Origin of the sequence: Streptomyces sp. NRRL F-525, assembly GCF_000716605.1 — a bacterium.
Lineage (GTDB): Bacteria > Actinomycetota > Actinomycetes > Streptomycetales > Streptomycetaceae > Streptomyces.
Window position 1 is genome coordinate 39,917 of the sequence record NZ_JNXE01000029.1, and the last position, 25,607, is coordinate 65,523.

Annotated in this window: 15 protein-coding genes and 1 tRNA gene; 8 read left to right on the plus strand and 8 right to left on the minus strand. The window is 69.3% G+C overall.

The genetic code is table 11. The features are described from left to right. Positions 1–24: 24 nt before the first annotated feature. Complete coding sequence (locus OO69_RS33050) at positions 25–324, minus strand: chaplin (RefSeq protein WP_033284549.1); 300 nt, start codon at positions 322–324, stop codon at positions 25–27. 196 nt (positions 325–520) lie between these two features. Between OO69_RS33050 and OO69_RS33055 the strand changes: the two genes are divergently transcribed. Beyond that, on the plus strand, positions 521–1,066 hold the full coding sequence (locus OO69_RS33055) for a DUF2087 domain-containing protein (RefSeq protein WP_033284550.1): 546 nt from the start codon (positions 521–523) through the stop codon (positions 1,064–1,066). A gap of 40 nt (positions 1,067–1,106) precedes the next feature. Here the strand turns inward: OO69_RS33055 and OO69_RS33060 are convergent, their stop codons facing one another. From OO69_RS33060 to OO69_RS33075, 4 genes are all read right to left on the minus strand, one after another. Then, complete coding sequence (locus OO69_RS33060; RefSeq protein WP_033284551.1) at positions 1,107–2,066, minus strand: D-2-hydroxyacid dehydrogenase family protein; 960 nt, start codon at positions 2,064–2,066, stop codon at positions 1,107–1,109. A gap of 40 nt (positions 2,067–2,106) precedes the next feature. Beyond that, on the minus strand, positions 2,107–3,645 hold the full coding sequence (locus OO69_RS33065) for an APC family permease (protein ID WP_033284552.1): 1,539 nt from the start codon (positions 3,643–3,645) through the stop codon (positions 2,107–2,109). A gap of 221 nt (positions 3,646–3,866) precedes the next feature. Next, a complete protein-coding gene (gene rfbB / locus OO69_RS33070) occupies positions 3,867–4,877 on the minus strand; it encodes a dTDP-glucose 4,6-dehydratase (protein WP_033284553.1) in 1,011 nt (336 codons plus the stop codon). Next, positions 4,874–5,941: a glucose-1-phosphate thymidylyltransferase gene (locus OO69_RS33075; protein WP_033284554.1), complete on the minus strand. Its 1,068-nt coding sequence runs from the start codon at positions 5,939–5,941 to the stop codon at positions 4,874–4,876. Before OO69_RS33075 ends, rfbB begins: the two co-directional genes overlap by 4 nt. A gap of 224 nt (positions 5,942–6,165) precedes the next feature. Here OO69_RS33075 and OO69_RS33080 point away from each other — a divergent pair, with 224 nt between their 5' ends. Then, positions 6,166–8,175: a glycosyltransferase family 2 protein gene (locus tag OO69_RS33080; protein ID WP_033284555.1), complete on the plus strand. Its 2,010-nt coding sequence runs from the start codon at positions 6,166–6,168 to the stop codon at positions 8,173–8,175. A gap of 367 nt (positions 8,176–8,542) precedes the next feature. Here OO69_RS33080 and OO69_RS33085 read toward each other — a convergent pair whose 3' ends face one another. Further along, positions 8,543–9,634: a hypothetical protein gene (locus OO69_RS33085; RefSeq protein WP_033284556.1), complete on the minus strand. Its 1,092-nt coding sequence runs from the start codon at positions 9,632–9,634 to the stop codon at positions 8,543–8,545. Between the two features lie 463 nt (positions 9,635–10,097). Here OO69_RS33085 and OO69_RS33090 point away from each other — a divergent pair, with 463 nt between their 5' ends. Next, positions 10,098–16,517, plus strand: a complete 6,420-nt coding sequence (locus tag OO69_RS33090) for an RHS repeat-associated core domain-containing protein (RefSeq protein WP_078652672.1) — start codon at positions 10,098–10,100, stop codon at positions 16,515–16,517. Between the two features lie 71 nt (positions 16,518–16,588). Beyond that, positions 16,589–16,879, plus strand: coding sequence for a hypothetical protein (locus OO69_RS33095; protein WP_033284557.1), 291 nt, complete (start codon positions 16,589–16,591; stop codon positions 16,877–16,879). A gap of 429 nt (positions 16,880–17,308) precedes the next feature. Here the strand turns inward: OO69_RS33095 and OO69_RS33100 are convergent, their stop codons facing one another. Next, positions 17,309–19,021 carry a membrane protein gene (locus tag OO69_RS33100; RefSeq protein ID WP_033284558.1) on the minus strand — a complete coding sequence of 571 codons (1,713 nt, stop codon included), beginning with the start codon at positions 19,019–19,021 and terminating at the stop codon, positions 17,309–17,311. A 159-nt stretch (positions 19,022–19,180) separates the two neighbouring features. Continuing rightward, positions 19,181–19,256: transfer RNA gene (locus OO69_RS33105), tRNA-Arg, on the minus strand. Positions 19,257–19,578: 322 nt separating this feature from the next. Here OO69_RS33105 and OO69_RS33110 point away from each other — a divergent pair. From OO69_RS33110 to OO69_RS33125, 4 genes are all read left to right on the plus strand, one after another. Next, positions 19,579–21,186: a dynamin family protein gene (locus OO69_RS33110; RefSeq protein ID WP_033284559.1), complete on the plus strand. Its 1,608-nt coding sequence runs from the start codon at positions 19,579–19,581 to the stop codon at positions 21,184–21,186. Between the two features lie 3 nt (positions 21,187–21,189). Further along, positions 21,190–23,205: a YfjP family GTPase gene (locus OO69_RS33115; protein ID WP_033284560.1), complete on the plus strand. Its 2,016-nt coding sequence runs from the start codon at positions 21,190–21,192 to the stop codon at positions 23,203–23,205. 176 nt (positions 23,206–23,381) lie between these two features. Continuing rightward, entirely contained in the window at positions 23,382–23,876 is a 495-nt protein-coding gene (locus tag OO69_RS33120; RefSeq protein ID WP_033284561.1) for a single-stranded DNA-binding protein, read from the plus strand. Between the two features lie 270 nt (positions 23,877–24,146). Further along, positions 24,147–25,565, plus strand: a complete 1,419-nt coding sequence (locus tag OO69_RS33125; RefSeq protein ID WP_420707926.1) for a Cys-Gln thioester bond-forming surface protein — start codon at positions 24,147–24,149, stop codon at positions 25,563–25,565. The last annotated feature ends 42 nt before the right edge of the window (positions 25,566–25,607 follow it).

Here is a 25,607-nt window from a genome sequence, read left to right on the forward strand (position 1 = left end):
TGCGGTCGAAAGCGTGCGGTCGAATCAGTGGCCGTAGCCGTTGCCGCCGTAGCCCGGGCCGGGGTGGCCGGGGTGGCCGTGGCCGCTCACGTTGGCGCAGGTGTTGCCGAAGGCCGGGTTCAGCAGGCCGATCACGCTGATGGTGTTGCCGCAGACGTTGACCGGGATGTGGACCGGGACCTGCACGACGTTGCCCGACAGGACGCCGGGCGAACCGACGGCCGCACCCTGCGCGCCCGCGTCCGCCATGGCCAGGCCGGCGCCACCGAGCGCCACGGCACCCGTGCCGAGGGCGACGACGGCCACCTTCGCGATGCGAGACATCACGTTCTCCTTTGGTTCGATGAGTGCGGCGGCAGGACTCGCCGCCGCACTTGGAGTTCAACGCGGCGGCGCAGGGCTGGTAACGGCGTGGACGTGGGGATCACTCTTTTTGAACACGACTTCGAGCGCCGGGCGCGGATGTTCGACGGGCGGAAATCCGGTGCCCCGACGGGTGGGTGTCCATTAACCTCCGGGCATGGCAACCGACCAACTGTTCCGTCTGTTCGCCGAGCAGAACCGTGTGCGCGCCTTCGCGGCGGTGGCCCTGGGGGCCGAGACCTCCGAGCAGGTCGCCGAGGTGGCGGGGCTGACCCCGCGGGGCACGGCCGTCGCCCTGCTGCGGCTGCGCGAACAGGGCGTGGTGAAGACCATGGACGACGGTGAACTCCGCGTCGACTACGACCTGTTCAAGAAGCTGGCCCGCGAGGACGCCGAGCCGGCCGAGACCGGCCCGGTCACCGGCGACGAGCACACCGACATGATCCTGCGGACCTTCGTCCGGGGCGGCCGCCTCATCCGCCTCCCCGCCCAGTGGACCCGCAAGCAGGTGGTGCTCCAGCACATCGCCGAGCAGACCTTCGCGCCGGGCGTCGAGTACCCCGAGCGCACGGTCAACGAGAAGCTGCGCGCCTGGTGCGACGAGGGCGAGGTCGACCATGTGACGCTCCGGCGCTACCTGGTGGATCTGCATCATTTGCGGCGGAGCGAGGGAATCTACCGGCGGCCGGCAGCGGCGGCCTGACGCGCGGGTCCGGCGTCAACCGCCGTACGGGCCTTGGGTTCTACGGCAGTTGCCGTACGGGCGAACCCGCGAGGTAGGCCTGGATGTTCTCGACCGCCTGGCTGTAGTACGTCGTGTAGTTGGCCCGCGACACATAGCCGAGGTGGGGTGTCGCGAGCAGGCGCGGGGCCGTGCGCATCGGGTGATCGGCGGGGAGGGGCTCGGTGTCGAAGACGTCGATACCGGCGCCGGCGAACCGGCCCTCGCGCAGCGCGGCGAGCAGGGCGTCCTGGTCGACGATCGCCGCGCGTGAGGTGTTGATCAGGTACGCGGTGGGCTTGAGCAGGGCGAGTTCGGCGGGGCCGAGGAGACCGCGGGTGCGGTCGCCGAGGGCGAGATGGACCGAGACGAAGTCGCTGTCCGCGAGCAACTCCTCCTTGGACGCGGCGAGTTGTACGCCGACCTCGTCCGCGCGTTCCTCGGTGAGGTGCTGGCTCCACGCGGTGACGCGCATGCCGAAGGCCAGGCCCACCTGTGCGACCCGGCCGCCGATCTTGCCGAGTCCGAGCAGCCCGAGGGTACGGCCGTGCAGGTCGGCGCCGACCGTCTGCTGCCAAGGGCCGCCGCCGCGCAGGGAGTTGGCCTCCTCGACGATTCCCCGGGCGAGGCCGAGCAGCAGCGCCCAGGTCAGTTCGACGGGCGGGGTCGAGGAGCTGGCCGTGCCGCACACGGTGACGCCGTGCGCCTTCGCGGCGGCGTAGTCGATGACCGTGTTGCGCATGCCGGAGGCGATCAGCAGCTTCAGGCGGGGGAGCCGGGCGAGGAGCGAGGCGGGGAAGGGGACGCGTTCGCGCAGGGTGACGATGATGTCGGCGGTGGCGAGGGCGGCGGCCAACTCGCCCTCGTCGTCGAGGTGTTCGCGCAGGCTCACGACCTCCACGGTGTCCTTGAGCGGCGACCAGTCGGCTAGTTCGGTCGCCGCGTTCTGGTAGTCGTCGAGGACGACACAGCGCAGGGGCACGGCAGTTCCTTGGGTAGGTTCCCGGTGATCGTCCGGAACGCTACTCCTTCGCGAGCGAGACCGAGTTGGCCGTCCGGGTCGGCTTGCCCAGGGCCCAGAAGAGGACGCCGAGGAGCATGAAGCCGATGAGCGGGACGAGTTCCGTCAGCAGGTACTGCCCGCGCTCCCCCTCGGTCCAGCCGTCCGGGGCGTAGTCGGCGCCGAACCAGTGGTCGCCCGCACCGGGCGCGACCAGCTGCACACTCGCGAACACGATGAGCGCGGTGAGTACCACGCTGAGCAGGATGGGGAGGGGCGCCTTGTAGGGGCGGGGGACGTCCGGGGCCTTGTAACGCAGTACCGCGAGTGCCGGGAAGATGCCCAAGTAGCTGACCAGCGTGGTGGACACGGCGAGACCGAGGACGGCGCCGAAGAGTTTCGCCGCGCTGCCGTTGGTGAGCTGGTGGGCCAGGACCAGGACGAGGGTCGAGACCAGGCCGCTGAGGATGTTGACCCGGACCGGAGTGCCGAAGCGGCTGGAGATGACGCCGAGGAAGCGGGGCGCGGCGCCGTCGTAGCCGGAGACGGCGAGGGCGCGGTCGGAGCCCATGACCCAGGTGACGCCGGAGGACAGCACCGTGAGGATGAACAGCACCGCGGCGATGTCCCCGAGCAACGTGCCCGCGCCGCTGCTGGTGACGGTGCCGTCGGCGGCCACGTCACCGCCGTAGACGGTGAAGACCTGGCGGATCGCGTCCAGGAAGCCGCCGAGGCCGGTGATGGCCTTGACCGGGAGGACGAGGAGGATGCCGAGGATGGGGAGGGCGTAGAGGAGGACGGCGAGGCCGGCGCTGCGGAAGATCGCGAAGGGGACGTCCTTCTGGGCGTCGGTCATCTCGTCGCCGGCGGTGTTGGGGAGTTCGAAGCCGACGTAGTTGAACATCAGGACGGGGACCAGGCCGACGAAGCCCGCGTAGGTCGGGGAGAAGTCGCCGGGGCCGAAGCCGTGCAGGCCGTGCTTGATGCCGTAGATGACGACGGTGATCGTGAAGAGGCCGAGGAGGACGAAGCGGCTCCAGGCGCCGATGGTGGGGATCCACTTGCCGACGTCGAAGGAGAGGATCGCGGCGAGGACGCCGACCCAGATGAAGACGAGGGCGAAGACGTAGAAGGCGGGGGTGCTGAGGTCCTTGCCGTCGTTGAAGAACGTGGTGAACGCCGTGACGGCGGAGACGGCGAGGGTGCCGCCGAGCCAGACCGGGTTGGTGATCCAGTACAGGAAGTTGTTGACGGCGCCCGCGAGGCGGCCGAAGGCCCGGCTGGTCCAGATGTACGGGCCGCCCTCCTCGGGGAACGCGGCGCCGAGCTCCGCGATCAGCAGCGCGGAGGGGATGAAGAACACCGCGGCCAGGATGATGAGCCAGGTGAACGCCTCGGCGCCGGACGAGGCGACCGTGCCGATCGTGTCCACGCCGACGATCGTGCAGAGCAGGAAGAACAGGATGTCGAAACGGCCGAAGTGCTTGCGCAGCTTCTGCCGTTCCGTCTGAGCGGCGGTCGGCGTGTCGGCCGGCTCGGAGGCGATCTGACCAGCGGCCACCGGGGCTCCTGCGGGGTAGTGGGGAGGGGCGGGATTCGGCCAATGATCCGGCGCCCTTGCGATGTCCCACAAGTGTTCGGGTGCAATTCTTGACCATTACGTATCCACCCGGACGTAACGGAAACCGTGCCGAAATGTGGCGGCCGATTTGGTGCGTGACGGCGACCGCGCCAGGCGCCCGGTGAACGGGCGGTTCACCGGGCGCCTGGCGCGGTCGTAGGTCAGAGCGCGGCCCGGTCCTTCAGCGGTTCCCACCAGGCGCGGTTGTCGCGGTACCACTGCACCGTCTCCGCGAGGCCCTGCTCGAAGGTCTTGCGGGGCTCGTAGCCGAGCTCCTCGCGGATCTTTGTGCAGTCCACCGAGTACCGGCGGTCGTGGCCCTTGCGGTCGGTGACGTACTCGACGCTGGTCTCCCAGTCGGTGCCGCACGCCTCCAGCAGCAGCCCGGTCAGCTCCTTGTTGCTGAGCTCCGTGCCGCCGCCGATGTTGTAGACCTCGCCGGCGCGGCCCTTGGTGCGCACGAGTTCGATGCCCTGGACGTGGTCGTCGATGTGCAGCCAGTCGCGGACGTTGCCGCCGTCGCCGTACAGCGGGACCTTCTTGCCGTCGAGGAGGTTGGTCACGAACAGCGGGATGACCTTCTCGGGGAAGTGGTGGTGCCCGTAGTTGTTCGAGCAGCGGGTGACGCGGACGTCCAGGCCGTGGGTGCGGTGGTACGACAGTGCGATCAGGTCGCTGGAGGCCTTCGCCGAGGAGTACGGCGAGTTGGGCTGCAGCGGGTGCGTCTCGGGCCAGGAGCCCTCGTCGATGGAGCCGTAGACCTCGTCGGTGGAGATGTGCACGAAGGTCTTGATGCCCGCGTGGTGCGCGGCGTCGATCAGGGTGTGGGTGCCGACCACGTTGGTGCGCACGAACTCCGCGCCGCCGTCGATGGAGCGGTCCACATGCGACTCGGCGGCGAAGTGCACCACCTGGTCGTGCTCGGCCAACAGCTTGCCGACCAGCGCGGGGTCACAGATGTCACCCTGCACGAAGGCGAAGGCGGGGTGCTCGCGCACCGCGTCGAGGTTGGCCGGATTACCCGCGTACGTCAGCTTGTCCAGCACGGTGATCGTGATGTCACCCGGGCCCTCGGGGCCGAGCAGCGTACGGACGTAGTGCGAGCCGATGAAGCCGGCGCCGCCGGTCACCAGGATCCGGGTGGGGAGGGCCGGAGCCGAAGGGGAGGTCATGAAGAGATCTGTACCTTGCTGTGGTCGCCGAGGACGAGACGGTGGGCCGCGGGGTTGCGGGGCGCGGGAGTGACCTGGACGTTGCGGCCGATGAGGGACACCTCGACCCGCCGTACGCCGGTGATGGAGGAGTCGCGCAGGACGATGGAGTACTCGACCTCGCTGTCGTCGATCCGGCAGCCCTCGGAGACCGAGGTGAAGGGGCCGATGTACGAGTCGGTGATCACCGAACCGGGGCCGATGACGGCCGGGCCGACGATGCGCGACCCGCGGACCTCGGCGCCGGCGTCGATCCGCACCCGGCCGATGATCTCGCTGGACTCGTCGACGGTGCCCTCGATGCGGGGCTCGACCGTCTCCAGGACGGAGCGGTTGACCTCCAGCATGTCGGCGACGTTCCCGGTGTCCTTCCAGTAGCCGGAGATGGTCGTCGAGCGCACGTCCCTGCGCTGGTCGATCAGCCACTGGATGGCGTGGGTGATCTCCAGCTCGCCGCGCCAGGAGGGCTTGATGGAGCGAACGGCCTCGTGGATCGCCGGAGTGAAGAGATACACACCCACCAGGGCGAGATCGCTCTTGGGCTCCTTCGGCTTCTCCTCCAGGCCCTTGACCCGGCCGTTCCCGTCGAGCTCGGCGACACCGAACGACGTCGGGTTGGGCACCTTGGTCAACAGGATCTGCGCGTCGGGGTGCTCGGTGCGGAACTCGTCGACGAGGCCGGTGATGCCGCCCACGATGAAGTTGTCGCCGAGGTACATGACGAAGTCGTCGTCGCCGAGGAACTCGCTCGCGATGAGGACCGCGTGCGCCAGGCCGAGCGGCTTGTCCTGGGGGATGTACGTGACGTCGATCCCGAGCTTCGAGCCGTCGCCGACGGCTTCCCGGATCTCGTCGGCGGTGTCGCCGACGATGATCCCGACATCCGTGATCCCGGCGTCGGCGATGGCCTCAAGACCGTAGAAGAGCACGGGTTTGTTGGCGACGGGCACCAGCTGCTTGGCCGATGTGTGGGTTATGGGGCGCAGGCGTGTGCCCGAGCCACCGGAGAGAACGAGAGCCTTCATGCGCGGCATCCTAACCGTGGCCCTGTCAAGCAACACTCCGGCTGGTCCGCCACAGTTCGTGAAATCGTTCCATAGGCTTTGTGATCCGTTTGTGTCTTGGTCCGTCACTTGCTGTGACGGAGGGCGGGTCGGTCACCCGTTAGCCTTAATCGAACGTCTACCGAGCGGCGACATGCGCCGGGTCCTGACGAATGACTCCCAGTAGCTGAGGCGGAAGAAGACACATGCCCATCAAGGTGAGCGTGGTGATCCCGGTCTACAACCCGGGCAGGTACATCGAGGACTGCATCGCCTCTCTTCTGCGTCAGAGCCTGCCGGACGACGAGTACGAAGCGATCTTCGTCAACGACGGTTCCACCGACGACACTCCCGCGCGCCTGGACCGGCTCGCCGCCGAGCACGCGAACATGCACGTCATTCACCAGGAGGCGTCCGGCTGGTCCGGTAAGCCCCGCAACGCGGGCATCGCGGCCGCCCAGGGTGAGTTCATCCAGTTCGTGGACAACGACGACTGGCTGGGCGACGAAGCTCTCGAACGCATGTACAACTACGGCGTGGAGAACAAGGCCGACGTCATCGTGGGCAAGATGGTCGGCAAGGGCCGTGGCGTCCCCCGGGAGCTGTTCCGCAAGAACCGTCCGCACGCCACAGTCGACAACGCCCCGCTGATCGACAGCCTCACCCCCCACAAGATGTTCCGCAAGGAGTTCCTCGACCGGCACAACCTCCGTTATATGGAGGGGCGTCGACGTCTTGAGGACCACGTCTTCGTCACCGAGGCGTACCTGCGGGCCGAGAACGTCGCGGTGCTCAGCGACTACCTGTGCTACTACCACATCAAGCGTGAGGACGCGGCCAACGCGGGCTTCCAGCGCTTCGACCCGGTCGGCTACTTCAAGAACCTCCGCGAGGCCCTGGACGTCGTCGAGGAACTCACCGAGCCCGGCCCGCTGCGGGACAAGCTCTTCCGCCGCTGGCTGCGCAACGAGATGGTCGAGCGGATGCGCGGGCAGCGACTCCTGAAGCTTCCCGAGGACTACCGCCGGGAGCTGTTCGACGAGATCCACAAGGTGGTCGTCGAGCGCTTCGGCCCGGGAGTCGCCGCGGGTCTGCCGCCCGCACAGCAGATCGTCGCCGCGCTGATCGCCGCCGGCCGGTTCGCCGACGTCGAGGAGTTCGCCCGCTGGGAGTCCGGGATCAAGGCCTCCGGCAGCCTGGACGGTCTTGCCTGGGACACGGGCGTACTGACCGTGGGCTTGACCGCCGCTCTCACCTCCGGTGGCGAGCCGCTCAGCTTCCGCAACGACGGCACGAAGGACCTGCTCGCCCCGCCGTTGTCGCAGGAGAGCATGGAGGCCGTCGCGAAGCTGGGCGCGGATACCTCGGCGCCGCTGGGCAAATCGAGGGCGGATGTCGTCCTGCGGGAGCGCTCGTCGGGCGCGGAGTTCTTCCAACCGGTCGAGCTCACCAGGGAGAAGGTCGCCGTGGAGGGGCGCGAAGGGCACTTCCGGCAGGTGCTGCGGGCCGGCTCGCGGGTGGATCCGCTGGCAGCGGCCAACGGCGCCGCACTGGACGCCGGTGTCTGGGACGTCCTGGTCCGCATCAGCTCCTGCGGCTGGTCCAAGGAGACCCGCCTCGGTGCCGTCCGCAGCGAGGCGGCCGGGCGCGGGCGCGCCGGCGCCGTCGTCGGCTCCCCGGCCCACCTGGTCCTGCCGTACTGGACCGAGCCGCACGGCAACCTCTCGCTCGACGTCGACCAGCAGACCGACCGGCTCTCGTACGAGTTCGCCCATCTCGCCTCCGCCGACGTCACCGTGACGACGGACCCCGGCCGCCTCGTCGTCGTCCTGCCGTTCCATGTCCAGGGCGAGAGTGCGGCGGACCTGAAGCTGACGAACGTCGCGAGTGGTCGTGCGGTCGCGCTCCCCGCCACGCTGACCGCCCGCGTGACCGGCGACGCCGACCTGAGCGCCGACCTCCGGCTCGACGAACTGGCGGACGGCGAGTGGCGACTGGAGCTGACGTTGCCCGCGACCGGAGTCGGCAAGCTGGTGGCCCTCCCGCTGGCCCTCGACGTCTCCGCGAGCGGGGGTGTCGTCGTCAAGCGTCTCGCCGCCGCGGCGGCCGAGCTGGCGGCCAAGGATCCCGGACGGCGCAGGCCCACCCCGCGCCCCGGGGCGACGACGATCCTGCGCCGCGCCGCGGGCAAGCTCCGCCGGGCGCTGAAGAAGTAGGGGGGCTCACGAGCGGAGACCGACACGGGCGGTCGCTGGGCATCGAGGGCGCTCGGGGGGCGGAAGCCCGAGGTCTTCCCCAGCGATCGCGGCGGCTTCCGGGAGCGGTTTCGTGGCGCCGGGTTCCGCGAGGCGATCGGCCAGGAACTCCCGCCCTGCCCGGGCCAACCGCTCCCTGCGTAGGAGGACTGCGTCGCCCATCGCAGGACGCTCCGCGGCGAGTCACACCCGGACATCTCCAGTACGTGCCCTTCCGTGCGAAGGCGGAAGGGCACGGTGATGTCGGCGAGCAGCGTGACCGCCCGGTGCGGCATCGGGGACGGCGGCCTGGGCATCGGCTGTCTTGCTCAGATGGAGCGGGCCAAGGTCAGATCAGGGAGCCCTTGTAGTAGAAACTCGCCATCTTGTCCGTGTCGGTGGCGGAGTTTTCCGAGGCGAATCCCATGACCAGTCGGCAGGCCGCCGTATTACTGGTGTCCGGGATCTGAATGGCGAGGCCCTCGGGCTCGCGGTAGTAGAGGCTTTCCGCGGCTTTTGTGAGCTGGCGGTCGCTCACCGCCCCGGTGTTCCAGTCGATTCTCGTGATGTACGTGTTGCCGGCGGGATTGGTAGGTGTCGTCGTCGTGCTGTCCGCGTATGTGTACGCGTTTCCGTCGATCATGTACAGGTATTGCCCGAGGGCCGTGAAGCCCTGGAAGTCGGAATACGCGCTGCCGGTCGGCTGCGTCACCGTCGCGAGCGGTGTGAATGTGCCGGCCTTGAATGCGGCGAGCTCGTAGAGACTGAACTTGAAGGCGCCGCTGACGCGGTACCGCACGGCCAGGCGACTGTTGACGGGGTCGATGGCGATGGTCGTGCGGTCGGCTCCGGACACCGGGCTGAACTTGGTGATCTGCGACGAATCGGTGGTGAGGACCGTGCCGTTGACGAACTTGAAGCGGGCGATCTTACTGCCCCAGCCATTGGTGACACCGGCCGAATCGGTGGCGGCGACGGCGTCGGTCTCGGTCCACAAGTAGGCGCTGTTCCCGGAGGGTTCGACGGCGATCGCGACGCCGTGTCCGAATCCCCTGAGGTACATGCGGCCGATTTTCGCACCGGTGAGGTCGAGGCGGGTGACGGCCAGGTCGCCGTTGGCCGCGCGCTCGGTTCCGGTGTACGGGCGGGATTCGCCGGGGAGTTGTCGACCTCCCTGGATCAGGTTGACCGTGTAGATGTGCTTGTTGGTGTTGTCGAAGGAGAAGGACTGCAGGACACGTACGTCCTGGAGGTCTATTTCCCGCAGCAATTCGCTCGACGGCGCGGTGAGGTCGAACTTCGTGGACGCGGCGACCGCCGCGGATGCGGTGCCACTGGTCAGAGCGATGGTCGCGGCCGAACCCAATGTGGCCGTTCCCAGCATTCCCCCGGCCCATTTCATGAGCTGTCTGCGGCTCATCCCCGAAAGAGCGTCACCCATGTCGTCTTCCCCCCTGGAGTTCTCCTTGGCTGTGAGGGGGGATTGAAGCATCCGGAGATCTCGTGACGCCAGCCTCGGTTTGTCGCCGTTCCAGAGGTCGGGTCGATTCCGGCGGAACCGGGAGTAAATCCCGTAGTGCGCCTGTAGTCCCCTGAATCGATAAAGAACGGACTTTAGGTAACGCTAATCGCGACCGATGCCCAAATTTTCGGCAAACGTGATTCAAGTCACTCATGTAAGGAGGGTGTGAAGGACTGATTGGTGTTGATCACCCGTTTTGCGGGGCTGTCGGCTGATGGTCAAGCCTGTTTAACGTGCACCTTTGATCAGGCTGTGACTCGTGGTCACTTCACCGACCGCCCAATGTCATGACCTGTTCACTTTGCTTTCCAGGTGTGATATGGGCTGGTTTTGCCGGGTTGGGGGATGGTCCGTGCGTTCGAGGCGCAGACACAGATCGAACATGTCGTGGGCGTTGGCCGTGGCGGTGGCCGCGACGCTGTTGGGGGCGCCGGCGGCCGAGGCCGCGGCGGCGGTCGTCACGCTGGCGCCGAAGCCGGTGAACGTACCTGCCGAGGCGTCCGGGAGCGTGCCGCGTGACGGCGCGGAGCCGACGCGGACCGAGCCCGTCCGCGCCACCTGGCCGAAGGCGGCCGAGGCGCGGATATCCCTGTCCGGCATGGCGGCGGGCAAGTCCGCCCCGGTCACCCCGACGGCCGGCGGCAAGGCGGCCGTCCAGGTCGGACCCGCCTCGGCGGCCGCCCTCGTGTCGTCCCTCGCCGGGACCCGGTCACCGCTCACCGCCGCCCCGAAGGACGTCGACGTCAAGGTCCTCGACCGCGCCCAACTGGCGCCGGCCGGGGGCACAGGCGTGGGCGTCCGGGTCACCCGGCGGGACGGCACCGGCACTCCGGGCCCGGTGCGTGTCGCCATCGACTACTCCGGCTTCAAGGACGCCTACGGCGGCAACTTCGCCTCCCGGCTACGCCTCGTCGCCCTGCCCGCGTGCACGCTGACCACACCGAACGTCAAGGGCTGCTCGCACGACACCCCGAAGTCCGTGCCGATCACCAACGACACGGCGAAGAACACGATCACGGCGACCGTGCAGGCGGACGGGGACCCGGCCGCCCGCGTCTCGGTGATCCAGCCCAACGGCTCGACGCTGTCGCAGTTCCAGTCCGCCCAGACCCTCGCCGCCACCACCGACTCCGGGACGGTGTACGCGCTGGCGTCCGGCTCGTCGTCCGACGCCGGTGACTACCGCGCCTCGACGCTGAGCCCGACCGGCTCGTGGAACGTCTCCAAGGGGTCGGGCGCGTTCACGTACAGCCTTCCGATCGACGTACCGAAGCCCCCCGCCGGCACCGCGCCGAGTCTGTCGCTCAACTACAACTCGCAGTCCGTGGACGGCATGACCTCGGCTGTGAACACCCAGGCCGGGATGGCCGGCCTGGGCTGGGACCTGGGCATCGGCTTCATCGAACGCCGCTACCGCGGCTGCCAGGACGACGGCACCGGCACCGGCTGGGTCGGCGACCTGTGCTGGGACTCGCCGAACTCCACCACGGAGCCCGACGGCGCGGTCTACGTCATCAACCTCAACGGCGTGACCTCGCAGCTCGTGCAGGACAACGACGGCACCGGCTGGTACCACGTCCTGGACGACCCGGGCTGGCGCGTGCAGCATCTGTCCGGCGGCTACGGCTCGGACGACGAGTACTGGGTGGTCTCCACCCAGGAGGGCATGCGCTACTACTTCGGCTGGGGCCGCTCGGAGCGCCAGACGGGCACCGCGACCAACTCCGTGCTGACCGTCCCGGTCTTCGGCAACAACCCGGGCGAGCCCGGCTACAACGGCGGCGTCGGCGTCTCCACCCAGGCCTACCGCTGGGGCCTGGACCGGGTCGTGGATCCCAACGAGGTCGAGACGGCCTACTTCTACGAGAAGGAACAGAACAAGTACCGCTCCGTCCTGCTCACCGACCAGGCCCGCACCTACGACTCCGCCGCCTACCCGGTGCGCATCGAGTACGGCTGGGCCTCGCAGATCGCCGGCGCGCAACTGCCCGCCCAGGTCGAACTGCGGTACGTGGGCCGCTGCGTGGAGCGGATGAGCGACACGGACCCTCTGGCCAAGGAGCCGGACCCGTGCCCCGGCATCTCCAGCAACCCGAGTTCGTATCCCGACGTGCCCACGGACCTGATGTGCGACGGCACCGACGGCTGCAAGAGCATCACCGGTGAGACGTACTCGCCGACGTTCTTCGCCACGAAGATGCTGTGGGACGTCAAGACCTGGGTCCGGGACAACGACAGCTCAGCCTGGGACCCGGCGATGCAGTACCAGATGAAGTACGGCCTGCCGAACCCGGACGGCGTGATCGACGCCAACCTCTGGCTGGACTACGTCCAGCGCCGGGGATACGGCAGCGGTACGGACATCACCCTGCCCACCATCAACATCAACGGCGAGTGGCGGGACAACCAACTCGGCGGCGGCGTACTGAACTTCCGCCGCGTCACCCAGATCCACGGAGACCTGGGTGCGTTCACCAACGTCACCTACAGGAACTACGACGCGCAGGACACCTGCGACATCAACAGTCCGCCGTCGGAGTCCAACAACACCCAGGCCTGCTTCAAGCAGCGCTGGGTGCCCGAGGGTTCGACCACCGAGAAGACCGGCTGGTTCAAGAAGTACGTGGTCGCCAAGGTCAGCGTCGATCCCGGACCCGGAGCGGGCACCGCCAACGACGGCGACCCGGTCATGACGACGACGTACGACTACGTGGGCAAGCCCGCCTGGGCATACCCGAACGACCCGCTGGTCAAGGACGCGAACGAGTCCTGGACCGACTGGCGCGGCTACCAGCAGGTCGAGGTCCACACCGGCACCAAGGACAACGCCGCTTCCACCTACTACTGGCTGTACCGCGGCATGGACGGCGACCGCACGTCCAAGACCGACTCGTCCGCCACTCGCTCCGTGACCGTCGACGACGGTGACAGCGGCAGCGCGGCGAAGACCGACTCCCCCTGGCTGGCGGGCCGGGTCCTGGAGTCCAGCGACCGCGATGGCACCGGCCAGTCGCACAAGCGGGTGTGGCACGAGTACTGGGCCTACGACACCGCCCAGTACGACGGCCTGCCCGACGCCCGCTTCGTGCGCGAGACCAAGACCACCACGCACGACCTGACCTCCGCGGGCTGGCGCGAGCACGTCGTCAGGGACGAGTACGACGACGCGGACGCGCGCAGCACGACGTACGGCCGCCCGGTGCGCACCAACGACTGGGGCCTCAGCTCCTTCGACGACAACCGCTGCACGACGTACGGCTACGCCTACAACACGGACCTGTTCCCGAGTTCGCAGGTCCAGCGCTGGATGGTGCTGCAGGACGACGTACGCCACTACGAGGCGGACTGCGCTGCCACCGACCGGCTGAGCAAGCAGAACGGCCATGCCGTCAAGCTCTTCGACAACGCGGCGGTCGCGACCGGCAGTGAGCCGGCCGCCAACAACAAGCCCGGCGACGCCAACATCACCGCGGTCCTGAAGTACACCGACGGAACGAACTACCGGATCACGAAGTACGGCTACGACGCGGCGGGCCGGACCACGTCGAGCACCGACGGCAAGAACAAGACCACCACGACCGTCTACCAGCCGAACACGTCCTGGCCGGTCAACGGCGTCAAGGTCACCACGCCCGACCCGGACGACAGCGGTCCCGCGACCGCGCAGTCCACCACCACCTGGTCGTCCAGGCTGTGGGGCATCCCGCAGCAGGTCCTGGACGCGAACGGGCAGACCACCCGGACCGTGCTCGACGCGGTGGGCCGCGTTGTCCAGGTCTTCAAGCCGGCCCAGATCGCCAACTACCCGGACGGCACACCGACGGCGAAGTTCGCCTACACGATCACCACGTCCGACAACAGCGAGGGTGTCCCGGACCTGGTGTCCACTGTCCCGCCGAAGGTGACGACCCAGCAACTGCTGTCCGGCTCCACGTTCATGACCGGCTACACCTACACCGACGGCCTGGGCCGCACCCGCGAGACCCAGACCCTGTCACCGGCCGGCTCGGGCCGTACCGTCGTCTCCACCCGCTACGACACCTCCGGCAACGTCACCGGAACCAGCGCGCCGTTCTACAACGCCTCCACGGCGGGCTCCGGGATGGTGCTGCCCACGGTGGCGAACCTGCCCTCGTACACCGACCTGGTCGTCGACTACGCGGGCCGTACCACCCAGTCGCGGCTGATGGCGCTGGGCAACCCCCAGGCCCAGCGGCAGACGCTGAGCAATTATCACGGCGACTACGTCACCGAGATGCCGGCCGTCGGCGAGCGCAGGAACGTGTACAACGACGTCTTCGGCCAGACCTCCAAGATCGTGGAGTTCGGAGGGTCCACCTACACCACCAGCTACGAGTACGACCGCTCCGGCCATCTGACCAAGCTCACCGATGCCAAGGGCAACATCTCGACGTACGAGTACAACTGGCTCGGAGAGACGACCAAGTCGGTCGAGCTGGACACCGGCACACGGCTGACGCAGTACGACGCCAACGGCCTGGTCCAGCAGACCACCGACGGCAACAATGCTGTCCTGACCTACGCCTACGACAACCTGAACCGGCCGCTGACCGTGTCCAAGGGCAGCACCGTGCTGACCCGCAAGACCTACGACACCGCGACCGGCGGCATCGGCAGGTCGGCCACCTCCACCTCCTACGCGGGCGGCTTCGCCTACACGACCGAGGCCGTGAAGTACGACGCCAACGGCCAGTTGACCGACAGCAAGGTCACCGTCCCCACCGACGGCAACGGGCTGCAGGGCACCTACACCTCGACCTACGGCTACGACGCCGCGGGCCACAACACCACCGTCGCCTACCCCGCCACCGCCGGGCTGCCGGCGGAGACGGTGACCACGTCGTACGACGCGTCCGGTCTTGAGGACAAGGTGACCAGCAGCATCAGCGGCACCACCTATGTCGACGCCACCGACTTCGACTCCCTCGGCCGCCTCACCGGCCGCACCTACGGCGTCACGGGCGCCGCCAACAGCGCCAAGCGCACCTACACCTACGAGGACACCACCGGCACCGGCTGGCTGAAGAACATCACCACGAGCACCACGGCCAAGGGCACCGTCCAGAACGACGACTACACCTACGACCTGGGCGGCCAGATCACCGATCTGAACGACAGGACCACCGGCCAGCACCAGTGCTTCAACTACGACGAGCTGAACCGGATCTCCAAGGCGTACACCACGCTGAGCACCAGCGGCTGCACGGGTCCGTTCGCGCCCGACCTGGCCACCGGCACGGACCCGTACCAGCTCGACTACACCTACGACGGTGCCGGCAACCTGCAGAAGGTCACCGACACCAAGTCCACCGGCGCCGAGGTCAACGACTACGTCTACCCCGGCTACTCCGCCGACCAGTCGACGTACACCCCCAACGCGGCGCGTCCGCACGCCGTCTCCTCCGTCAAGACGCCGACCGGAACCGACAGCTACGGCTACGACAACGCCGGCCAGATGACGTCGAAGACGGTGAAGGGGGCGAGCACCACACTCATCTGGAACGAGTTGGGACAGCTCGTCCAGACCACGGGTGCCTCGGCCACGTCGTACGTCTACGACGCGGACGGCAACCTGCTGCTCCGCAAGGGCAGCGCGGCCACGGTCCTTTACCTGGGCGGCCAGGAGATCCGCAAGGCCGGCAGCACCCTCACCGGCACGCGGTACTACGCGGACGGCGCCAGCACGGTCGCTGTGCGCACCTCGGGCACCGGCGGGACCGTCACCTGGGTGATGTCCGACCCGCAGGCGTCGACGTCGGTGACGGTGGACTCCGTGACCAACGCCGTCACCCGCCGCCGCTATCTGCCCTTCGGCGCCCAGCGCAGCGGAACCCTGCCGAGCGGCACCGACCACGGCTTCCTCGGCAAGAGCGAGGACTCCGACACCGGGCTGTCCGTCCTGGGGGCCCGGATGTACGACACGAAACTGGGCCGGTTCATCTCCACGGACCCGCTGAGAACGCCGTACACACCGCAGAACATGAACCTGTACAGCTACTCAATGAACAACCCGATCGCCTACAGCGACCCGACCGGCCTGGAGCCGCACGGCGACCCGTGCCTGTACGACCTCTCGGACTGCCCGAAGGACGTGCAGGAGTCGGTGGGCTACGACCCCGGCTCGGGCAAGGTCTACCCGGAGAAGGGCACCGCGGTCGGCGACGGGTCGATCAACGAGTGGATCGCCAGCGGCAAGAAGCAGGACACGTCGAAGAAACTCAGCGAGAAGACCTTCGACTGGCTGAAGAAGAACCTCGGTTACAGCGGGTCGCAATATATGAGCCGGGGTGACGCGGCGGCGTGGTTGCAGAACGCGAAGGATGAGTGGACAGGGGCGATCAACGCGTTCGTGGGCTGCTACGTCGTCTCGTCGCAGAGTTCCGACCAGTGCAAGAAGGCCGTGCAGCACGACTACAAGGACGTCTTCGAGAAGGACGAGGACAAGCCCTGGTGGTCGACCGCATGGGATCACGTGAAGGAACACATCGGCGATGTGGTCGCCATCGGCCTGACCATCGGCTGCACGGCAGGTGTCGCCTTCGTGACCGGAGGTGTGGGCCTCCTCGCGGGCACTCTCTGTGCGACGGCCGCAGCCGCTATCGGAGGTGCAATCAATTACCGAATGTCTGACGGCAAGAAGACCCTGGGCGGGTATGCAGAAGCCACCATCTGGCCGGCTGCTACCAGCCTTGTCAGCGCGGGCGCTGCGGGTACGGCAACCAGTCTGACTGCCCGGTCAGCGCTCAGCGGAGCCGCGTTCCGTATGATGTTGGGTCGCTAGCGCGGGCGGGACTCATGGCCTGGCCCGGGCCTTCGGGCCCGGGCCAGGCCATGTAGTGCGAGGAGAGAACAATGGACCGGATCAAACGAATATTCTTCGCAGTCGATCGAGCCTTCGGCGGGCATCTGCCCCCGTCCGAAGGCCGCAAGCGGGCCGTTCAGCATCCACTGCGCTTCGGCCTCGTCGGTGCCGTGTTCTTCGGCGGGGTGGCCGCGTGGGCGATCGGACGGATCGATCTCCCGATCGTCCTGTACTCGCTGGTCATGGGAGCGCTCGTCAGCCTTGGCGTCATCGGGGAGCGCAAGCGGATGATGCACTACGGCTTTCTGCCCCGGCCGGACCGGCCCGCCTCGCGCCGCTAGGCCGCCCGGTCCTCGACCGACAGGTCCGCAGATGTGGATATCGGCGCTGTCGCTTCGCCGACCTGCACCGCGCCCGTGCGCCGGTGCGCGGACAAGCCCGGCGTCAACTCGCCGTCGGACTCGGCCGGTTCAGCTCGGCCGCGGCGAGTTCACCTCGCCGGTGTGATGTCGACGGACATGTCGGCCGACGGTGCCGTGACGATCGCGTATCCCAGGCGTGCCATGTAGCCGCGCGGGGGAAGCGCGACAGCCGTTCCGGCTGGGAGGAGTGTCCCGGTGGCCCCGAGGCCGGGTCGGCGTAGACGATCTGGTGGGCGGCGGTGCGGTTGACAGGCCGTTTGAGGTGTGGGAGAAGGACTCGATCCGCGTGGAGAACGCTCCCGGGGAGCTCTCCCAGAAACGCTGAGAGGACGAACCGGCGTCCTCCGCCTACCCCTTCGGTACGTGGATGTCGACGCTGCTCAGCGTCTGCGGCCGGTCCGTGAACACCCGCAGCCGGACCCGCAGATGCTTCCGGTCCGGGAGGGAGTAGCTTCCACCGGCGGGCACGAGTTCGTAGCGCGCCGACTGGTGAGGGCCGAGCACGGCTGGGCCTTCGCGCACGGTCCAGTACGCGGATGTGCTCTCGCCGGTGCTGGAGGCGAAGTGCAAAGTCAGCGCGGTGTCACCGGCGTTGGTCGCCCGCACGGTGAGCCTGTGGATCCCGCCGCTGTCGCCCCGTACGCCGCTGACCGTCAGCCGGATCGGTGGCCCGCTCGCGGCGGCGACGGCCACGCACGCGGCGGCCGGCGCCAGCACCGCCGCTGCCACCATCGCGCTGACCGCTCGCCGCTGGCCGAACGGCAGCCGGGGCTGCCAGGCCAAGGCGAAGTCGGAGCTGGTGACGGTGGCGGCGGCAGCGACCCACAACGGGGTCATCAGTAGGTAGTAGCCGTCCTGTGAACGGGTGGCCAGGTAGAACGCGCACCACGGCAGTACGGTGGCGGCCGGGCCGAGTCGCCGTACGAAGAGGGCGAACAGGGTGAGCAGTCCGGCGGCGAGCAACATGCTGGCGTACGAGTAGAAGTCCAGTCGGCTGCTGCCGTCGGAGAAGTAGTACGACAGGCCCATGATGCCCTGGCCGTGCAGGACCCCGTGCTGGGTGAACGGCAGGGCCAGGCCGGTTATCCAGGCCCGGGGGCTCTGCGCGATGAAGTAGGCGTTGGCGGCCAGGGCCACGAGCGCAGAGATCGCGGTGAAGCGTGCGACCACGCCGAGGGCCGCCCGCGCCGGGAGCTCGCCATTCCGTACCGCGTAGACACCGACGAGCAGGAACGGCGTGAGGAACCAGGGCAGTTGGTGGGTCGCGCAGGCGGCTCCGAGGAGTCCGGCGCGCACGAAGTCCGAGCGGCTCAGCCGTCCCCCGGCGCCGATCGCGGGCCAGCGGATCACCACCGGGATGAGCAGCACGAGTGCCGGGATCGCCGGGTAGCCCATGGCCGCGTAGCCCTTGAGCATGGGGAAGCCCAGGCAGACCGCCGTCGCGGCCGACCGCCACGGTGTCGGCAGCAGCCACCACAGCACCGCGGCGCCGACGAGCAGCAGGAGGGTCGGGACGAGCGTGGCCGCTTTGGCGCCGATCAACGCGTACACGGGGGCGTTGAACAGCACGGCCAGGGGCGGATACGCGAAGGAGTAGTCCGCGCCGCCCGACATCGTCTTTGTCACGCCGACGTGGCTGCGTTCGAACACCCATGGCCATTCGTGCCCGTACACGGCGTGGCCGTGCACCAACTCGTGCGTGGCCTGGGTCATCAGCACCGTCTCGTCGTTCATCCCGCCGCCGAGGGCGTACGAACACAGCGCCAGCACCATGCCCAGGAGCAGCACCCCCGCGTCGACCAGGACGAGAGCGCGACGGCCGCGCACGGCGAGGGCCAGGATGCCCAGGATCAGGATCCCGGCATACCCGAGCATGATCACTGCGCCGACCTTGGGCCGGTTGGCGATCGCTGTCGACCATTCACCGCGCGTGCCGATGAACAGACTGATGACGGCGAGCAGGGTGATCGCGCGGTGCAGTGGCGCGGGGCCGGTGGACTGCGACGGACTCGGGTGGATCAGTGGGGCGCGGGTGGCGACACCGCCGACCGTCTCGCTCATGTAGGGCACACCTCAAGCAGACAGATCATGATCAGACAAGGCTGCTCCGGCAGCAGAAGTTCGCCATCTTATCCGCGTCGGTGGCGGAGTTTTCCAGGAAGAATCCCATGCGGCTCTCGATGATCCGACCGATCGATACATGGCCGGAAAGGGACTCAATGGCGCCCCCGGCAGGACTCGAACCTGCGGCCAAGCGCTTAGAAGGCGCCTGCTCTATCCACTGAGCTACGGGGGCCGGGTGTGTGGCCTCGGTCGTGGTGTGCCCGGGTGTGGGCCGGTCCGTGACGTTGCCGGGGACAAGGATAGGGCTCCCGGGTCCTTGTCCCTGTTGCTTCACCTCCGTGGCTCGATGTGGAGGTTCAGTGAAGCGGTCCTGATAATCGCAGGCAGGTACGAATCGTGCATCGCTTTTGGTGCCCCGGGCCACGGGTGTTGTGCACTCGTTATGCCTGGACTGTGCCCATGCCCCAGTCATCCCTTCCGTCCGTTGTGTTCTGTCGGCGCGCAGGCGTGCTCATATGCTTCAGAATTCCCCCAAAATTGGGCATTCTTCACATGTGGTGACCTTGGACGTACGGCCTCAGCTGCTCGACGCACTCTCCGCCCTGCGCGACCGTGTCGCCGCCGCACGCTTCCCGCTGCCCCTGGCGGGGGCTCCACGCGCGCGTGCCAATCGCGATGAACTGCTCGCCCAGCTCGACGACTATCTGGTGCCCCGCCTGAAAGAACCCGAAGCACCGCTGCTGGCCGTGGTCGGCGGCTCCACCGGTGCGGGGAAGTCGACGCTCGTCAACTCCCTTGTCGGGCGCCGGGTCAGCGAGGCCGGTGTGCTGCGGCCGACGACCCGTACACCGGTGCTCGTCTGCCACCCGGAGGACCATCACTGGTTCAGCGGCATGCGGGTGCTGCCCGACCTCACGCGCGTGTGGGTGCCCCATCAGGACCCGGGAGACGAGTTGCTCCTCCCCGGTGAGGACGGTATGCGTGTGCTGCGGATCGAGACCGCCGACACCCTCCCGCGCGGGGTCGCCCTCCTGGACGCGCCCGACATCGACTCCCTGGTGGCCGACAACCGGGTGCTGGCCGCCGAACTCATCTGCGCCGCCGACATCTGGGTCATGGTCACCACCGCCGCCCGCTACGCCGACGCCGTGCCCTGGCATCTGCTGCGCACGGCCAAGGAGCACAACGCGACCCTGGTGACCGTCCTCGACCGGGTGCCCCACCAGGTGGTGTCCGAGGTGTCGCGGCAGTACGGCGCCCTGCTCGCCAAGGCCGGCCTCGGCGACGTCCCCCGCTTCACGGTGCCCGAACTCCCCGAATCCGCCTGGGGCGGCGGGCTGCTCCCGGCCAGCGCCGTGGCCACACTGCGGAGTTGGCTCGTCCAGCAGGCCCAGGACCCGGGTGCCCGGCACCAGTCCATGGCCCGCACGGCCTACGGCGTCCTCGACTCGCTGAAGTCGCGGATGCCCGAACTGGCCAGCGCCGCCGCCGCCCAGTACGCGGCCGCGCTCCGGCTCACGGCCGCCGTCGACGGGGCGTACGACAGCGAGCACGCGCGTGTGCGGGGGCGGTTGCAGGCCGGGACCGTGCTCGCCGGGGACGCGCTGAAGCGCTGGCGCGCCTTCCCGCTCGACTGCTCCGCCGGTGAACTGCTCGACGCCCTCGCGGAGAGCCTCGCCGCACTGCTGCTGTGCGCCGTCACGGCCGCCGACGAGCGCGTGGACGACGCCTGGCGCCGCGAACCGGCCGCGGGCGCCCCGGAGCTCACCGAGCGCGATCCGTCGCTGGAGAGCGCCGAGCACCGCATCGGGATGGCCGTACGGCGGTGGCGGCGCGAGCTGGAGGAGTACGCCGAGGAGGAGGTGGCCGACCTCGACCGGAGCATCGCGCCCGATCCCGAGGTCGTCGCCGCCCTGGTCGCCACCGCGCTGCTGGGCGGCCGCAGGGCGCGGTCCGCGGGCGAGGGGCTCGCCGAGCGGATCGGCGCCCACGGCGCGCTGCGGCTGCGCGACCGGGCCGGGCGGCTGCTCAACGAACATCTGGACCGGGTCGTGCACACCGAGCGCGAACGGCGGCTCGCCCCGCTCGACGCCCTCGAGGTGCACCCCGAACCCCAGGCCGAACTCATCGCCGCGCTGTCCGTACTGCAGAAGGAGAGGTGACCGGTGACTGCCGTCACTGACCAGGACCACACGGACGAGATGGACCACGTCACGCACACCGGGGACGCGGTCGCCGCCCAGGACGAGCACCCCGAGAACGCCTCCCCCGTAGAGGGCGATTCAGCGTCAACTCCCGCAAACGGCCTCCCCGTAGAGGACGCGGAGGAGGCGGGTGCCCCGGAGGACGCCGACGGCCACGCGGGCGTGCGGGCCGACGCCGACGCCTCAGGGCGTACGGAGTCCAAGGCGCCCGCGGATCCGGCGGACCCCGAGGAATCGACCGGCTCCTGGGACGACGGGCTGATCGCGCGGCGGGTCAACGAGACCACCGCCGCGCAGCAGGCCGCCGCCGTGGAGATCAGGGCCTCCCGCGCGCAGGCCGCGCACAGCGCGCACGCCGCACAAGCCGCCCACGTCCCGGCCCCGTTGGCGTACGACGGGCCGCTGCGGTCCCGTCTCGACGCGCTGCGCGAACTCGTGGGGCTCTCCCGCACCCGGCTCGACAGCGGGACCCTCGCGGAGGCGGGGCGGGTGCTCGACGAGGCGGCCGCGCGGCGCAGGCTCTCCGGGCAGCACACCGTCGTCGCCATCGCGGGCGCCACCGGCAGCGGCAAGTCGCAGCTCTTCAACGCCCTTGCCGGAGTGGCCATTTCGGAGACGGGCGTACGCCGGCCCACCACCGCCGCGCCCATCGCGTGCAGCTGGAGCGACGGCGCGGCCACCCTCATCGACCGGCTCGGCATCCCGGGACGGCTGCGCCGGCGCCCCCTGCAGAGCGCCGAGATGGAGGCCCAGCTGCGCGGGCTCGTCCTGGTGGACCTGCCCGACCACGACTCGGCGGCCGTCGCGCACCGCGAACAGGTCGACCGGGTGCTCGCGCTCGTCGACGCGGTCATCTGGGTCGTCGACCCGGAGAAGTACGCCGACGCGATCCTCCATGAGCGCTACTTGCGGCCGATGGCGGGCCACGCGGAGGTCATGTTCGTCGTCCTCAACCAGATCGACCGCCTCCCCGGGGAGGCCGCCGACCAGGTCCTCGACGATCTGCGGCGACTGCTCGACGAGGACGGGATCGCCCTGGGGGAGTACGGCGAACCCGGCGCGACCGTGCTCTCCCTGTCCGCGCTCACCGGGGACGGCATCCCCGAACTGCGGGAGGTCCTGGGCCAGTTCGTGGCGGACCGCGGCGCCGCCGCCCGGCGGATCTCGGCCGATGTGGACGCCGCCGCGTGGCGGCTGCGGCCCGTCTACGCCACCGGGCGGCGCACCGGGCTCAGCGAGGAGGCGCGGGACGAGTTCGCCGCGCGGCTCGCGGACTCGGTGGGCGCCACCGCGGCGGGCGAGGCCGCCGAACGCGCCTGGCTGCGCAACGCCAACCGCGCCTGCGGCACGCCCTGGCTGCGGCTGTGGCGCTGGTACAACGACCGGCGCGAACCCGTCACCGGCCGACTGCCGGTCCGCGCCCAGGCCGACGAGGAGGCCACGGCACGCCAGCGCGTCGAACAGGCGGTCCGCACGGTCGCCGACCGGGCCTCCGGCGGGCTCCCGGCGCCGTGGGCGCAGGCGGTGCGCGAGGCGGCCGTACGCGGGTCGCAGGGGTTGCCCGAGGCGCTGGACGAGCTGGCGGCGCGGGCCGGGCTGCCGGTGGGGCGGCCGCCGCGTCCCGGCTGGTGGCCGGCGGCCGTCCTCGCGCAGGCGTCCATGACGATCCTCCAAGTCGTCGGCGGGCTCTGGCTGGTGGGCCAGATCATCGGCTTCATGGCACCGAACCTGGGCGTGCCCGTGCTGCTGATGGTGGCCGGCATCATCGGCGGCCCGCTCGTCGAGTGGAGCTGCCGGATGGCGGCCCGCGGCCCCGCCCGGCGCTACGGCCTCGACGCGGAACGCCGGTTGCGGGAAGCGGCGGCGGGATGCGGACGGGCGCGGGTGCTCGATCCGCTGGCCGCTGAGCTGCTGCGGTACCGGGAGGTGCGGGAGCAGTACGCGCGGGTCACGGGGGCGGGCATCGGGGCCGGGTGAACCGAGGTCCGAATGTCGTTCCCTCGTCCGGGTGACGAGGTTTTCCACAGGTGGGCGGTGGTCCACAGCGCTCGGCGGGCCCGGCTCGGCGGAGGCAGTCTGACTGCAGCCGTACGGGACGGGCCCGTACGCGTTTCCGCTCGGCCTCGCGGGGCCGGGTCAGGGAGGGACGAGCGATGAACGACACCACGATCTGCGCGGTCGGCAATGTGGCGACCCAGCCGATGTACCGAGACCTGGCGACGGGACCGTCGGCGCGGTTCCGGCTGGCGGTGACCGCGCGGTACTTCGACCGGGAGAAGAGCGAGTGGACGGACGGCCACACCAGCTTCTTCACGGTGTGGGCCAACCGCCAGCTGGCCACGAACGTGGCGGCGTCGCTGTCGGTCGGCGACCCCGTCGTCGTCCAGGGCCGGCTGAAGGTGCGGACGGACGTGCGCGAGGGACAGCCGAGCTGGTCCTCGGCGGACATCGACGCGGTCGCGGTCGGCCACGACCTGGCACGCGGGACGTCGGCCTTCCGCCGGGCCAACAGGCAGGAGACGGCGGCCTCTCCGCCCCGGCCCGAGCCCAACTGGGAGACGCCGGACGGGGATTCGGCCGCGGATTCCGATTCCGTCGGCCAGGAGCATTCCGGTCAACAGCTCGCGGAGCCACTCGTGGTGACGTGATGTCAGTGAATGCCCCGAGCTGATCGAACTGCGGCTTATCGATGAATGCGCTCCGAAAGACCCGGTGGATTTGTCGATAAGCCCTGCTCGTAGGCGATCTTGGGGATAACGATTCCGATTCGGATCGGTTATCGGATGACCCGACTGGAGAAGGGGGTGCGCCCGCGTCCCTAGGATGCCGGGCATAGCTCGGGCACAGTTCCCGGCGCTTTGATTCTGCTGGTGGGACCGCACTCCCACGCCGACGGGTCCTGCTCGAAGGGGAATTCCGTGTCACCTGCGTTGTCTGTGTTCTCCGCGCTGTCCCTGCGCGGCCGAGGCGCCGTGCGCTTCGTCGCCGCGACCTGGGTGTGCGGACTCGTCGCCGCCGGAGTGCTGGCCGGTGCCGGCCCGGCCGTCGCCGACGGGACACCGCAGACCCAGGGCGGGGCGACGGCGACGATAGGCGGGCTCAAGACCTACGGCGCCGCCGTGATCCACGGGGACGGCGCCGCCGATGTGCAGGTCTCCGCGGGCCTGTTCGAGATGTCCGTGGACGGCGGCGGCACCCTCCAGACGTACTGCGTGGATCTCCGCAACCCCACCCAGCGGGACGCCAAGTACCACGAGACCGCGTGGAGCGGCACGTCGCTGGGCGCCAACAAGAGCGCGGGGAAGATCAGTTGGATCCTGCAGCACTCCTACCCGCAGGTGAACGACCTGGCGGCGCTCTCCGCGAAGGCCGGCACCAAGGGCCTGACCGAGAGCGACGCGGCGGCCGGCACCCAGGTGGCCATCTGGCGCTACTCGGACGGCGCCGACGTCGACGCGGTCGACCCGCAGGCGGAGAAGCTCGCGGACTACCTGGAGAAGAGCGCGCGGAACGTGGCGGAGCCGAAGGCCTCGCTGACCCTCGACCCGCCCGCGGTCTCCGGTCACCCCGGTGAGCGGCTCGGCCCGGTGACCGTGCACACGAACGCGAGCGGGGTGACGGTGACACCGCCCGCCGACGCGGCCACGACCAAGGTCCGGATCGTCGACAAGGACGGCAAGGTCGTCACGTCGGCGGCGGACGGCAGCCAGGTGTTCTTCGACGTGCCCGAGGATGCGGGGGCCGGGTCGGCCGACCTGACCGTGCAGGCCTCCACCACCGTGCCCGTCGGCCGGGCCTTCACCTCCGAGAGCAGGAGCCAGACGCAGATCCTCGCCGGTTCCAGCGAGTCGACGGTCGCCGCGGCCGCGAGCGCGAACTGGGCGGAGACCGGTGCCATACCGGCACTGTCGGCGCAGAAGAACTGTGCCGAGGGCGCCCTGGACATCACCGCGGCCAACCAGGGCGACGCGACGTTCACCTTCGAGCTGATGGGCGTCGAGCACGGCATCGACGCCGGTAAGTCCGCGACGGTGACGGTCCCGCTCCAGGAGGACCAGGCGTACGACTTCACGATCACGGGGCCGAACGGCTACGAGAAGCGGTTCACCGGGGTCCTCGACTGCCGGACGCAGAGCGACGCGGGCGGTGCCGTGACGCAGACGCTCAGCGAGCCGAGCCCGGCGACGGTCGGCGGCACCACCGTCGACACCAACCTCGCCGAGACCGGCGGCTCCGGCATCACCCCGATGATCACGGTCCTCGCCCTGGGCCTGGTCGGCATCGGCGCCACGACCCTGGTCCTGCTGCGGGACCGCAAGCCCGGGCAGCAGGGCTGAGCGGTAGCGGTAGCGGTAGCGGTAGCGGTGAGGGCACGGAAC